Origin of the sequence: Sporomusa aerivorans, from assembly GCF_041428895.1 — a bacterium.
In the GTDB taxonomy this organism is placed as follows: Bacteria; Bacillota; Negativicutes; order Sporomusales; family Sporomusaceae; genus Sporomusa; species Sporomusa aerivorans.
In genome coordinates this window covers 219053-233137 of the sequence record NZ_CP156926.1, presented here as the reverse complement: position 1 = coordinate 233137, position 14085 = coordinate 219053, and the positions used below count along the sequence as shown (strand labels likewise).

The following is a 14085-nucleotide window of genomic DNA, read 5'->3' as shown; positions in this document are numbered from 1 at the left end:
CTATTAAAACTGCTATGCCGCATCGTTTGGCAAGATATCCACCCGGCTATTAACTCATGAATTCAGCAGGTTATACTTTTGCATCTTCTGATAAAAACCGGAGCGGTGAATTCCCAGTATCCTTGCCGCTTTACTCTTGTTGCCGCCAGCTGCGGCCAACGCCCTTAGTATAGCCTGTTTCTCCGCATCTTCCTTAATCTCGGACAGGTCTGACGAGCTTTCTCCCTCCTCTCCTTCCGTCTTGCTGCGGTTTACCCGTTTAAGCATGGGGGGCAAGTTTTCCGCCGCAATCATAAAACCGTCATCCATCAAGTTAATGGTACGTTCAAGCACATTTTCGAGCTCGCGGACATTTCCCGGCCAGTTGTATTGCATCAACAAAGTCAGTGCTTCCGGTGTAATCCCCTCCACCCAATGCTCTACCTGATTGTTTATTTTTTTGAGAAGCATTTCGCAGAGCAGGGGAATGTCCTCAGTCCGCTCCCTCAGCGGCGGAATGTTTAAGATAAATATATTCAAGCGGTAATATAAATCCTGACGGAATTGATTCTCGGCAATCATTGCTTCCAAATCGCGGTTGGTTGCCGCAATAACGCGAATATCCAGTTTCGTTGTCTTAGTACCGCCCAGACGCTCCAATTCCCGTTCCTGTAATACCCGTAAGAGCTTTACCTGCATAGCAAGAGACATTTCCCCAATTTCATCCAGGAAGATGGTACCGCCGTTGGCCAATTCAAATTTACCCGGCTTGCCGCCTTTACGCGCACCGGTAAAGGCGCCTTCCTCATAACCAAACAACTCAGCTTCCAGCAATTGTTCCGGAAGCGCCGCACAATTAACCTTAATGAAAGGACCTTGCCGGCGCTGGCTGGCATTGTGTACGGCATGAGCGAACAGCTCCTTGCCTGTGCCGCTTTCTCCTAAGATTAATACGGTTGATGTCCCCCTGGCCGCTTTGGCGGCTACCGACCGCAGCCACTTCATCTTCTCACTGTCGCCAACAATATTGTCAAACGTATATTTCCCGCCATAGGCTTTGTAAAGTTCTTCTTTATAATATTCAAGCTCCGATTCAAGCTTTCTGATTTTACCGGCAAGCGATTTCAATTCCTTAATATCTTTAAATACCACGTTGCCCACCGCGCCAATGACTTCACCGTCTTTGACAATCGGGATCCGGGTAACAACGCAAGTATTATTCTGGATCTTCTGTATATCGGTAACTTCAGCCTTACCTTCCTGCGCTACAAAATGCATGCGGGTATTGGGAATAACCTCAGTAACATGCTTTCCTACAACGGAGTTCGGGTCAAGAGCCAGAAATTCACCATAAGCTTTATTCATCCTGGTAATATAGCCGTCTTTATCAACAACGACAATGCCTTCATGCAAACTTTCCAAAATGGACTCCAGGGTACTTGTAAGGCATTTTACGTCTTCGAGCTGCGAAACCACTTCGTTGAATTCGGTAATATCCTGAAATATGGCCACGGCGCCAACAAGGATATTATCTTTAATAATGGGAGCACGGCTAGTCAATATTTCACAGTTGCCTACATTTTGACGCTGATTAATTTCCTCAGCGCCTGTCTTCAACACCCGGATAAGACCCGTATTAGGAATGGCGTCATCCACCATCTGTCCGATAACATTTTTTGCTTTTAGACCAGTAATCTTCTCGGCAGCAGTATTAAAAAAAGTAACAATACCGCGGGAATTAACCACAGTTACACCGTTAGAGACCGAATCAAGCACAACCCGCATTGCCGCTATATCGGTCGACGAGAATGCTCCAGTCAAATCTTTTCCCTCTTCTTCTTGCATCCCGAGACCTCCCGTCTATATCTTTGAAAAGCAAGTATACTCATTAAAGACATTATAGAGCGTGTCCGGGTTGCTGTCCACAGGAAAAGTCACAAGAATTGGAAAATTACCGGCAACGAAACTCAAAAAAAGATAACAGGGAGGAAAATCCTCCCTGTTATCTTTTTATCACTCAGCTAACCGTATTTTAAATACCAACTGCGGTTACTCTATAATGTACATGCACCATCAACGCTAAGCACGGTTCCATTAATGAATTTAGCATCATCTGAGGCGAGGAAGGCAAAAGCAGCCGCGATTTCTTCCGGTTCACCCAAGCGGCCGGCCGGTACTTTTATTAATATTTTTTCCTGTAATACTTGCTCTGGTATTTTCTTTACCATTTCGGTTGCAATAAAGCCTGGCGCCACGCAGTTGAATCTAAGACCGTTCTTGGCCATTTCCTTGGCCCAGGATTTGGTCATGCCAATAACCCCCCATTTGGTGGCAGCATAATTGGTTTGACCAAGATTTCCATATATACCCACAACCGATGAGGTAGTCAACACAACGCCGGATTTTTGCTCAAGCATTTGCGGCAGTACGGCAGATGTACAATTGAACACACCTGTCAGATTTACATTGATGACAGCATCCCAAGACTCTTTGGTCATTTTTTTCATCATGGCGTCTTTGGTTATGCCGGCATTATTAATCAGAACATCCACCTTACCGAATGCCTCTATCGTTTTGTCCACCATACCCTTGACACTGTCTGGATCGGTGACATTGACTTGTACATAGATAGCGCGCACACCGTTTGCCTGCACTTCAGCAACAGTAGCCGCGCCATCGGCAAAATCGGCAACCACAATGTTAGCGCCCTCTTGCGCAAAACGCAGGGCTGTTGCCTTGCCAATGCCACTTGCCGCGCCTGTAATAATGACAACTTTGTCTTTTAAACCTTTCATAGAAAATACCTCCCCGTTTTGAATTAAACTATGTTTATAATCACATACCCTTCAGCGATCACTTTTATTTATGTTGCAAATATCATGCCAAGACTACAGTGCAATGGCTTACAGACCGGTACGGTTGCAGAATCTTCCTGACTTAAATTGTTTAACGGTTTATGATAATAGCTTGTAAAGGGGTATTTCCGGGTGTTCGTACTGAAAAATCTTAAGCCCGGCAGCGGGCGCTGCATCTGTCTGGGTCAATCTAAAGGAGTGGACATAGACAGCGCATGTCTTGCTTAATAAACACATTGTCTATTTATCTGTACACATTCCTGTTTGTTTCATCTGCTCATCTTCAGTAAAGCTTCAGTAAAGCCTAACCGGTTTTGACAGAAAACAGTGATTTTACAGCTTTTAAATATTGTCATCTGACTATTGGCATGATACTTGCTTATAATTAATTTGGAGTTTCATTTGGCCAGAAAGGAGGCGGCTGCTATTCTCTAGATACTTTGCCATCAGAAAAAACAGTATTTTCTGATGCATAGAAAAATTGTGTTATGTAATGAACATTCTAAATATTTAGGAGGTTACAACATGGAAGTAATTGGCATTCTCCTTAGTTTATTCCTGCTTATGTTCTTCGCCTACCGTGGTTTTTCCGTAATTTTATTTGCGCCTGTATTTGCCCTGCTTGCCGCTTCGCTGTCCGGGTTATCCCTGATGCCGGCCTATACCGAGTTGTTTATGGCCAAAGCAGTTACCTACATTAAGTCCTTTTTCCCGGTATTTCTGCTGGGTGCGGTATTCGGCAAAATGATGGAAGATACCGGCTTAGCCAAAGGTATTGCCCATGCCATTATTAAAAGCCTGGGTAAAGACCGCGCCATTTTGTCCATTGTATTGGCAGGCTGCGTACTCACCTACGGCGGTGTAAGCCTGTTTGTTGTGGTGTTTGCCATCTACCCCTTTGCTTCGGCGCTATTTAAAGAAGCAGATATACCCAAAAGATTATTGCCCGCTACCATTGCGCTTGGTGCATTTACTGCCACTATGGACAGCCTTCCCGGCACACCGCAGATTCAGAATCTGATTCCTACAAACTTCTTCGGCACCAATATTTACGCTGCGCCTATTCTGGGCTTGTTAGGCGGCTTTGCTATCTTGGGATGCGGAATTTTGTGGCTGGAACACCGCCGGAAACAAGCGGCCGCTAAAGGCGAGGGTTACGGCAATCATACCTTAAATGAACCAGAAATCAAAACTGATACTAAGCTTCCCTCCTGGCAATTGGCCGTTCTTCCGTTGTTAGCCGTTCTTGTAGTAAACTTCCTTATGACAAATATATTCACCTGGAATCCCGACATGCTTGAACCTTTCAAAGCCATGAAACTGCCGATGACAGCTCCCGCCGTTAAAAATGTCATCAGTATCTGGTCGCTAATTATTGCTCTTGTTACCGGTATTGGCTTGGCAATCGCCTTAGGTTACCGCAACCTCGGTTCGACCGGTATGCTCGCCAAATCACTCAACGCCGGTGCGATTGGATCGCTCCTGGCAATCATGAATACAGCTTCAGAAGTAGGCTATGGCAATGTTATCGCTTCTCTCAGCGGTTTCAAATCCATCTCCAGCGCTTTGATGAGTATCAAGGTGGGCGGTTCCCCGCTGGTATCGGAAGCCGTAACGGTTAATGTGCTTGCCGGCGTGACCGGCTCAGCCTCCGGCGGTATGTCGATCGCTCTGGATTTAATGGCCAAAGACTGGCTTGCCTGGGCCAATTCCATCGGTATGTCGCCGGAAATACTGCACCGGGTAGCTTCCATGGCGTCGGGCGGTATGGATACCCTGCCGCATAACGGCGCGGTTATTACCCTGCTCGCAGTCTGCGGCCTCACACACAAAGACTCTTATGGCGATATTTTTGTTCTAACCTGCCTGAAAACCTTCATGGTGTTTGTAGTCATCTTCCTCCACTCAATAACCGGCCTGCTGTAATATAACAACAAAAGACCTGTGTTGCCAAACACAGGTCTTTTGTTAAAGATAATCCAAACTGCAGCAGCATCGTTACTGAGAAGGGAGCGGCCTATGGCAACCTCAATCTTAGATCATTTTACCAAAGTAATTTCCTACTTGCCGGATTTGTCGACAGGAGATATCGGCGTAAGTTTAACAGACACAGAAAAGTATCTGTTTTATAAGCCAGGCAAGACACTTAATCTGGCAGTGCAAATCGGCTCGGCGTTAAAACCGGGCAGCGCCGTATACCGTGCCGTACACGAAGGCCGGCGGGTGGTTATAAAGGGTGATAAGGCCTTATTGGGCCAGCCCTATATTGCGGTTGCCGTACCAATTTGGAATGCGGACCGCAAGGTAGCGGGCGCCGTCTGTATTCAGGAGGCAGTAGACCGGCAGGAAGCCTTAAAGGAAATGGCGGCTCAACTATCCGCTACCATAAGCAGTTTAGCCGCAACTTCACAAAATATTTCGGCCCAGACCCAGGAATTGTCGGCTGTAAGCCAGACATTGACCAAATCCTCGCATGAATCAGCGGCCAGAATGTCCGAAAGTGATCAAGTGCTGCGTTTAATACAAAAGATCGCCGCCCAAACAAACCTGCTGGGTCTTAACGCCGCCATTGAAGCGGCGCGGGTAGGCGAGCAGGGCCGGGGCTTCAGCGTTGTCGCCGAAGAAATCCGTAAACTGGCGACGAATAGTTCGGATTCCATCAAGCAGATCGACACCCTTATTAAAACACTGCAGACCGACAGCCACAGCTTGAACTGCCAAACAGAATACATTAGCCAGGTATTATCGCAAGTAGCGGAAGCCGTCACCAGCATTGCCGGCTCAATTCAGCAAATCGGCAGCATGGCTCAGGAGCTGGATACAATTGCCGATAGTCTATGCCATGAACGCTAGCAACAGCAAAGGTAGACGGTGTACAAAAAAATAGACGCATGTGTTTAAAACACTAAACACATATAGACCTTATAAGTATGAAATCACCGGAGCCAGATCAGATAACTGGCCTTATCCTGCAAGGAATACAACTTTGGCACACTCCTTGCATTAGTATAGAACGAACCATTTTTAAAAGGAGAGTGAGCATATTGGCAAAAATAGTCAGTGCACAGGATGCTGTTCAACTCATACAAGACGGTAAAACTATTGCAACCAGCGGTTTTGTCGGCAACGGCCATCCGGAGGCCCTTACCGCCGCGTTGGAAGAACGTTTTATTGCAGAAGGCACTCCGAAAAATCTCACACTGGTATACTGCGCCGGACAGGGCGATGGCAAAGACCGCGGTCTTAACCACTTTGGACGCGACGGAATGGTTAAACGGGCCATCGGCGGTCACTGGAACCTCGCCCCCAAACTGGGGAAACTGGCAGTTGAAAATAAAATAGAGGCCTATAACTTTCCGCAGGGAACCCTTACTCACTGGTTTCGCAGCATTGCCGGCCGCAAGCCTGGCGTAATCACCAAAGTTGGCTTAAACACCTTTGTCGATCCCCGGATTGAAGGCGGTAAAATCAGCGATATTACCACCGAAGACCTGGTAGAGGTTATTGAGCTTGGCGGTGAAGAATGGCTGTGGTACAAGCCTTTCCCCATTGATGTTGCCATTATCCGCGGCACCAGCGCCGATGAGCGCGGCAATATCACAATTGAGCATGAAGCCGTTCATGTGGAAATGCTGGCGCTCGCCCAGGCAGCCAAAAGCTCCGGCGGTATCGTAATTGCCCAGGTAGAACGGCTTGTTGCCAACGGCAGCCTCAAGCCTATGAATGTAAAAGTCCCGGGAATCAGCGTCGATTATATCGTCGTAGCCGACCAGCCCGATCAGCATATGCAAACATTTTCCGAGCAATATAATCCGGCCTATTCAGGCGAAACCCGCGTGCCGCTGTCGGGGATACCGCCTATGCCGCTTGATGAACGCAAAGTCATTAGCCGGCGCGCCGCTCTTGAACTTATTCCTGACGCCAAAGTAAATCTCGGTATCGGTATCCCCGAAGGCGTAGCCATGGTAGCCAATGAAGAAGGAATTGGCAATACGCTGACATTGACGGTAGAAGCCGGTCCCGTCGGGGGCGTTCCGGCCGGTGGACTGAGCTTTGGCGCAGCCAGCAACGCCGAGGCCATCTTAAGCCAGCCCGAGCAGTTTGACTTTTATGACGGCGGCGGCCTGGACCTTGCCTTCCTGGGACTTGCCGAAACCGATAAACAAGGTAATATCAACGTCAGCAAATTCAAGGGCCGGGTTGCCGGCTGCGGCGGGTTTATCAATATTACCCAAAATGCCAAACGGGTTTTCTTCTGCGGCACCTTTACCGCCGGCGGCCTCAAAGTTCTGGTCGAGGATGGCAAACTATCCGTTCTGAATGAAGGTAAAGCCAGTAAGTTTCTCGAACAAGTAGAACAGATTACCTTTAGCGGTCAATATGCTCTGAAGGTAAAACAACCGGTCATGTATATCACCGAACGCGCTGTGTTCGAACTAACGGCCAACGGCATGACACTTACCGAAATTGCCCCTGGCGTTGACCTGCAAAAAGATATTTTGGACCTGATGGACTTTAAACCTGTTATTTCGCCTAATCTTAAAACCATGGATGAACGCATTTTCCGGGCTGAGCCTATGGGCCGTGCGTCTAAATAGGTAAACCAAATCACAACACTTACAAACTAAGGATGGTGCAATTACAATTATGAATGAAGCAGTCATTGTCAGCGCAGTCCGTACAGCCATTGGTAATTTTAACGGTTCGTTAGCCTCTGTAGCCGCTACCGATCTTGGCGCCTTAACCATTAAGGCCGCTGTCGAAAAAGCCGGTATTGAAGCAGCCTCAATTGACGAGGTCATTTTCGGCAACGTACTGCAAGCCGGCCTCGGGCAAAATCCGGCCCGCCAGGCAGCTATAAAAGCCGGACTTCCCTTTGAGGTTCCCTCCTATACCGTTAACAAGGTTTGCGGTTCCGGCCTGAAAACGGTTAATTTGGCAGCCCAGGCCATCATGACCGGTGATGCCGATATTGTTGTAGCCGGCGGCATGGAAAATATGTCCCAGGCGCCTTATCTCTTAGATAGTAAAGCCCGCTGGGGACTCAGGATGGGTAACGCCAAACTCACCGACGTTATGATCCATGACGGCCTCTGGTGCGCCTTTAACGATTACCATATGGGCATCACTGCCGAAAATGTAGCCGCAAAATTCAACATCTCCCGGGAAGAACAGGATGAACTGGCCGCCCAGTCGCAGGCCAAAGCCTTGAAGGCCATCGAAACCGGCGCCTTTAAGGAAGAAATCTGCCCGGTCGTCATCAAAGGTAAAAAGGGAGATATCACGTTTGCTACCGATGAGTATCCCAAAGCCGGTACAACCGCCCAATCCTTATGCGGCTTGAAGCCAGCTTTCAAAAAAGACGGCGTGGTTACGGCCGGCAATGCGTCCGGTATTAATGACGGTGCTGCGGCCTTAATTATTATGTCGGCCGATAAAGCCAAAGCGTTGGGACTCAAACCGCTGGCCCGCATTCGCTCCTTTGCTTCCGGCGGCGTCGATCCCTCCATAATGGGCATGGGACCGGTACCGGCTACACGCAAAGCCCTGCAGAAAGCCGGCCTGAGCATTGCCGATCTCGACCTGATTGAAGCCAATGAAGCGTTTGCGGCCCAATTCCTGGCAGTTGGCAAAGAACTTGGGTTTAGCAAAGAAAAGCTTAATGTAAATGGCGGCGCTATTGCCCTTGGCCATCCAATCGGCGCCAGTGGCGCCCGCATCCTTGTTACCTTGCTGCATGCCCTCAAGGCCAGAGATGCCAGGCTGGGTCTGGCAACACTGTGCATTGGCGGCGGCCAGGGCGTGGCCACCATCGTCGAACGCTTGTAATCATTAGGTTAAGCTGCCACCTCCCATTCTCCCCGGAACGGGAGGTGGTATATTGCATTTTTCAAAATACAAAGGAGGTCCTATTATGTTATTTGAACTTACCGAAGACCAAAAGATGACACAAAAGCTGGTCCGTGAATTTGCTGAAAAGCAGGTTGCGCCAAGTGTAGCCGCCCGGGATGAGCACAGCGAATTTTCGCGCGAGCTGTTTGATGCCATGGGAGAAATGGGTCTGACCGGCATTTGCTTTCCGGAGCAGTATGGCGGCGCTGACGGTGATGTGTTAAGCTACATCCTCGCAGTAGAAGAACTCTCCAAAGTGGATGATGGTATCGGCATCACCTTGTCGGCCACTGTTTCACTGTGCGCCTGGCCGATTTTCGCCTACGGCACCGAAGAACAAAAGCAAAAGTATCTGGCCCCGCTGCTTGAAGGTGCGAAAATGGGCGCTTTCGGCCTGACCGAACCTAATGCCGGCACTGACGCCGCCGCGCAGCAGACCGTTGCCGTCCTGGAAGGCGATCATTACGTCATAAACGGCAGCAAAATATTCATTACCAATGCCGGCGAGGCCGAAACCTATGTCATTTTCGCCATGACCGACAAAAGCAAAGGCGTACGAGGCATCTCAGCCTTCATCATTGAGAAAGGCATGCCGGGCTTCACTTTCGGTAAAAAAGAACACAAGATGGGTATCAATACCTCCATTACCATGGAGCTGGTATTCCAGGAGCTGAAAGTGCCGAAGGAAAACCTGCTGGGCAAAGAAGGCGACGGCTTCAAAATTGCCATGTCTACCCTGGACGGGGGCCGTATCGGCGTTGCCGCTCAAGCCCTTGGCATTGCGCAGGCTGCGCTTGATCATGCCGTAAAATATTCTAAAGAACGGGTACAATTTGGCAAACCCATTGCCAGCAACCAAGCCATTGCCTTCATGCTGGCCGACATGGCCACCAAGGTGGACGCAGCCCGGTTGTTGGTATATCGCGCCGCGTATTTAAAAGATAAAGGTCTGCCGTATTCCAAAGAAGCCGCCATGGCAAAACTGTACGCTTCCGACGCTGCGATGGCCGTCACTACCGATGCCGTCCAAATCTTTGGCGGTTATGGTTATAGCCGCGAGTATCCTGTTGAGCGTCTCATGCGCAATGCCAAAATTACGCAGATTTACGAAGGCACCAATCAGGTCCAGCGCATGGTCATTTCCAGCGCTGTTCTGCGGTAAAGTAGACACGGCTTGTGCCGAGCGTCAGCGAAAGCAGAAGCCGATGTCGCCCTTATACCCGGAGCGGTGTAAAGTAGACACGGCTTGTGCCGAGCGTCAGCGAAAGCAGAAGCCGATGTCGCCCTTATACCCGGAGCGGTGTAAAGTAGACACGGCTTGTGCCGAGCGTCAGCGAAAGCAGAAGCCGATGTCGCCCTTATACCCGGAGCGGTGTAAAGTAGACACGGCTTGTGCCGAGCGTCAGCGAAAGCAGAAGCCGATGTCGCCCTTATACCCGGAGCGGTGTAAAGTAGACACGGCTTGTGCCGAGCGTCAGCGAAAGCAGAAGCCGATGTCGCCCTTATACCCGGAGCGGTGTAAAGTAGACACGGCTTGTGCCGAGCGTCAGCGAAAGCAGAAGCCGATGTCGCCCTTATACCCGGAGCGGTGTAAAGTAGACACGGCTTGTGCCGAGCGTCAGCGAAAGCAGAAGCCGATGTCGCCCTTATACCCGGAGCGGTGTAAAGTAGACACGGCTTGTGCCGAGCGTCAGCGAAAGCAGAAGCCGATGTCGCCCTTATACCCGGAGCGGTGTAAAGTAGACACGGCTTGTGCCGAGCGTCAGCGAAAGCAGAGCCGATGTCGCCCTTATACCCGGAGCGGTATAACACGTTTATCTTAATCGGTGAGTCAAGACTCCCGCTCTATAGGCGGCGTCAGTTCGGGTGGAGCTGACTCTCCACCTGAGCCCCCGACGTTTCAGCTCTGCTGAAACGAGTTCACTAACAGGAGGCAAATTATTTATGGAAATAGTAGTTTGTGTCAAGCAAGTGCCTGACACTACCGAAGTAAAAATCGACCCTACCACCAATACCCTGATCCGTCAGGGTGTGCCCAGCATCGTCAATCCCTTTGACAAAAATGCAGTCGAAGCCGCCTTACAGCTTAAAGATAAGCACGGCGGCAAAGTAACCGTCATTTCCATGGGACCGCCCCAGGCCAAGGATGCGCTCAAAGAGTGCCTGGCTATGGGCGCTGACGAGGCTATTCTTTTAAGTGACCGGGCCTTCGGCGGCGCCGATACCCTGGCCACCAGCCATACTCTGGCTGCCGGCATAAAAAAACTGGGTAAAGTAGATGTAATTCTGTGCGGAAAACAAGCCATTGACGGCGATACCGCCCAGGTTGGGCCGGAAATTGCCGAGCACCTGGATATCCCCCAGGTAACCTATGTTGCGAAGATTGAGGCTGAAGGCGACAAACTCCGTGTAGAGCGGGAACAGGAAGAAGGCTACGAAATTATTGAAGTCTCTACTCCTGTTATGCTGACAGTGGTAAAATCCATCAATATTCCGCGCAGCCCAACAGTCAAAGGCACCATGAAAGCCAACCGCAAAGAGATTCCTGTCTGGACGGTAAATGAAGTTACAGTAGAAGCCGAAAAAATCGGCCTCAAAGGCTCTCCTACCCAGGTACGCCGGATCTTTACCCCCAAGCAGCGTACTCAGGGTGAGATTATCCAGGCGGATACCGCCCGCGAAGCGGCTCAGCAGCTAATCGAAAAATTATCAGAGGCTAAGATTGTCTAGGGGGTATTAATTAATTATGGCTGTAAAAGTAAACGCAGAACAATGTATCGGCTGCACTGCCTGTGTAGGCACCTGCCCGTTCGGCGCGATTGTCATGGAAAATGATAAGGCAGTAATCACGGAAGCGTGTACGGCCTGCGGCGCCTGTGTGGACGTCTGTCCGGTAGGAGCCATTGTCCGGGAAGTGGAAGAGAAAACGGTTGCAGTCGACAAAAGTTTGTATAAAGGTGTTTGGGTGTATATCGAGCAGGTAAACGGAACCATCCGTAATGTAAGTCACGAGCTCTTAGGTGAAGGCCGCAAGCTGGCCGATGCTATGGGACAGGAACTGGCGGCCGTATTAATCGGCCATGAAGTCGCCGGCTTAACCAAAGACATTTTTGCCAGCGGCGCTGACAAAATCTACCTGGTGGAAGGCCCGGAGTTTAAGCACTATTCAACAGACGGCTACACCATTACACTGACCGATTTAATTTCCGCCTACCGCCCCTCGGTTATTCTGATGGGGGCAACCAATGACGGCCGTGATCTCGGTCCCCGTGTTGCCTGCCGGGTAGGTACTGGTCTCACCGCCGATTGCACCAATCTGGATATTGATGAGGCTACCGGTCTGGTTGCCTGGACCCGGCCGGCCTTTGGCGGCAATATTATGGCCACCATCCTGTGTCCGGATCACCGCCCGCAAATGGGTACAGTACGTCCTAAAGTTTTTAAACGCCCGGAACAGGATTTCTCCCGCACCGGCGAAATCGTAAAAGTTGCCAGCAAGGTTAAGCCGGAAGATATCCGCACTAAGCTGATCGATGTGCTTCAGGTGTGTACCGCTTCCTGCAATCTGGAGGAAGCCGAAATCATAGTTTCCGGCGGCCGCGGCATGTGCAAGCCGGAAAACTTCTCACTAATTGAAGAATTGGCAAGTGCCCTGGGCGGCGCTGTGGGCGCTTCCCGCGCAGCCGTTGACGCCGGCTGGATACCGGCCTTAAACCAGGTTGGTCAAACAGGCAAAACCGTTGGTCCGAAAATTTATTTCGCCTGCGGTATCTCCGGCGCCATTCAGCATCTGGCTGGCATGTCCTCATCCGACATCGTAATTGCTATCAACAAAGATGCCGATGCGCCCATCTTCAAAATGGCCGACTATGGTATAGTCGGCGATGTACTGGAAGTAATCCCGGCCCTTATTGCCGAGGTTAAGAAGCTCAAGGCCGCCAATTAGGCCGGTCGCCATTCTATAACAAGGGGTGTTTTCTATGGTGCAAGATGTAAAGTTCGCCGACATTAAGGTTGGCGATAAGGCCAGCATGGCCAAGACAGTGTCCGAGTATGACGTTTATACTTTTGCCGGTGTCAGCGGCGATTTTAACCCGGTCCACATTAATGCCGAGTTCGCCAAGACTACCATGTTCAAAGAGCGGATTGCCCATGGCATGTTGTCGGCCGGATTCATCTCGGCGCTGCTGGGCACAACCCTACCCGGCGCCAATACCATATACCTTGCGCAGGAACTGGCCTTTAAAGCACCGGTAAAAATCGGTGATACCGTAACCGCCACAGTAGAAGTTATAGAAAAGATCGAAGCCAAAAACCGGCTTATCTTAAAAACCACAGTTACCAATCAGGACGGTACCCTGGTCATTGACGGCAAAGCCACTGTAATGAAAAAAGACTAATTGAAAGCAATAGGCGTTGTTTTTTGCAAAAACAACGCCTATTGTATCCTTAGCATATCATGATAACCAATCCGGGAGGGTATATTCATGGAAATTAATAAAGTATTAATCATCGGCGCCGGCCAAATGGGCAGCGGTATTGCCCAGGTAATGGCCCAGGGAGGACTCACTGTCATTTTGCGGGATATTAAGCCCGAGTTTGTCCAAAAAGGACTGCAGTCTATTGAAAAAAACCTGGCCAAAGCCGTGGAAAAGGGTAAATTAACCGCTGACAGCAAGGACGCTATTCTGGAACGAATCTCAGGTGTTGTTGAACTGGATGCAACAGCCTGCCAGGTAGATTTAGTCGTTGAAGCGGCTGTTGAAAATATGGCCGTCAAACAAGAAATTTTTAAAACACTGGACTCCCTCTGTCCTGAGCATGCCATCCTGGCAACCAATACCTCCTCCCTGCCGCTCACAGCGGTAGCCGCAACGACCAAGCGCGCCGACAGAGTAATCGGTATGCATTTCTTCAATCCGGCGCCGGTTATGAAGCTGGTTGAAATCATCAGCGGGCTGGCAACCAGTAAGGAAACCCTTACCCGTATCGAAACACTGACCCTGAAGCTTGGTAAAACGCCGGTTAAGGCCGCTGACTATCCCGGTTTTATCGGTAACCGGATTATGATCCCGATGATCAACGAGGCTATCTATGCCCTAATGGAAGGCGTAGCCAGCGCAGAAGATATTGACGCCGTAGCCAAACTGGGCTTCAATCACCCGCTGGGCCCCCTGGCTCTGTCGGATTTGATCGGCAATGATACCGTGCTTTCCATTATGCAAGTCCTGTATGAAGGCTATGGCGACCCTAAGTACCGCCCCTGCCCTCTGCTGAAAAAAATGGTACAGGCTGGCTATCTTGGGCGTAAAACCGGTAAAGGCTTCTTTGATTACGCACAGTAACAGCCTAACAAGTC

The 14085-nt window shown here is 49.9% G+C and carries 12 protein-coding genes; 10 read left to right on the top strand and 2 right to left on the bottom strand.

Translation table 11 applies throughout. From position 1 onward, the window contains the following. Positions 1-54: 54 nt before the first annotated feature. Both SATMO3_RS00950 and SATMO3_RS00945 read right to left on the bottom strand, forming a co-directional pair. A complete protein-coding gene (locus tag SATMO3_RS00950) occupies positions 55-1824 on the bottom strand; it encodes a sigma 54-interacting transcriptional regulator (RefSeq protein ID WP_371376223.1) in 1770 nt (589 codons plus the stop codon). A 209-nt stretch (positions 1825-2033) separates the two neighbouring features. Beyond that, positions 2034-2774, bottom strand: coding sequence for a beta-ketoacyl-ACP reductase (locus SATMO3_RS00945; protein ID WP_371376221.1), 741 nt, complete (start codon positions 2772-2774; stop codon positions 2034-2036). Between the two features lie 585 nt (positions 2775-3359). Here SATMO3_RS00945 and SATMO3_RS00940 point away from each other — a divergent pair. The 10 genes from SATMO3_RS00940 to SATMO3_RS00895 all read left to right on the top strand — a co-directional run bounded on the left by SATMO3_RS00940 (position 3360) and on the right by SATMO3_RS00895 (position 14071). After that, complete coding sequence (locus SATMO3_RS00940) at positions 3360-4760, top strand: GntP family permease (RefSeq protein ID WP_371376218.1); 1401 nt, start codon at positions 3360-3362, stop codon at positions 4758-4760. A gap of 93 nt (positions 4761-4853) precedes the next feature. Further along, positions 4854-5687 carry a methyl-accepting chemotaxis protein gene (locus SATMO3_RS00935; RefSeq protein ID WP_371376215.1) on the top strand — a complete coding sequence of 278 codons (834 nt, stop codon included), beginning with the start codon at positions 4854-4856 and terminating at the stop codon, positions 5685-5687. Between the two features lie 191 nt (positions 5688-5878). After that, positions 5879-7432: an acyl CoA:acetate/3-ketoacid CoA transferase gene (locus tag SATMO3_RS00930; protein WP_371376213.1), complete on the top strand. Its 1554-nt coding sequence runs from the start codon at positions 5879-5881 to the stop codon at positions 7430-7432. Between the two features lie 49 nt (positions 7433-7481). Next, positions 7482-8663 (top strand): acetyl-CoA C-acetyltransferase, encoded by a 1182-nt coding sequence (locus SATMO3_RS00925; RefSeq protein WP_371376211.1) that lies wholly within the window; start codon positions 7482-7484, stop codon positions 8661-8663. A gap of 85 nt (positions 8664-8748) precedes the next feature. Beyond that, positions 8749-9888, top strand: coding sequence for an acyl-CoA dehydrogenase (locus SATMO3_RS00920; protein WP_371376208.1), 1140 nt, complete (start codon positions 8749-8751; stop codon positions 9886-9888). A gap of 43 nt (positions 9889-9931) precedes the next feature. Beyond that, positions 9932-10549: a hypothetical protein gene (locus SATMO3_RS00915; RefSeq protein ID WP_371376206.1), complete on the top strand. Its 618-nt coding sequence runs from the start codon at positions 9932-9934 to the stop codon at positions 10547-10549. Between the two features lie 121 nt (positions 10550-10670). After that, positions 10671-11456 (top strand): electron transfer flavoprotein subunit beta, encoded by a 786-nt coding sequence (locus SATMO3_RS00910; RefSeq protein WP_371376204.1) that lies wholly within the window; start codon positions 10671-10673, stop codon positions 11454-11456. 16 nt (positions 11457-11472) lie between these two features. Further along, positions 11473-12672, top strand: coding sequence for an FAD-binding protein (locus SATMO3_RS00905; RefSeq protein ID WP_371376201.1), 1200 nt, complete (start codon positions 11473-11475; stop codon positions 12670-12672). A 34-nt stretch (positions 12673-12706) separates the two neighbouring features. Further along, positions 12707-13126, top strand: a complete 420-nt coding sequence (locus SATMO3_RS00900) for a MaoC family dehydratase (RefSeq protein ID WP_371376199.1) — start codon at positions 12707-12709, stop codon at positions 13124-13126. 87 nt (positions 13127-13213) lie between these two features. Continuing rightward, positions 13214-14071 (top strand): 3-hydroxybutyryl-CoA dehydrogenase, encoded by an 858-nt coding sequence (locus SATMO3_RS00895; RefSeq protein WP_371376197.1) that lies wholly within the window; start codon positions 13214-13216, stop codon positions 14069-14071. The last annotated feature ends 14 nt before the right edge of the window (positions 14072-14085 follow it).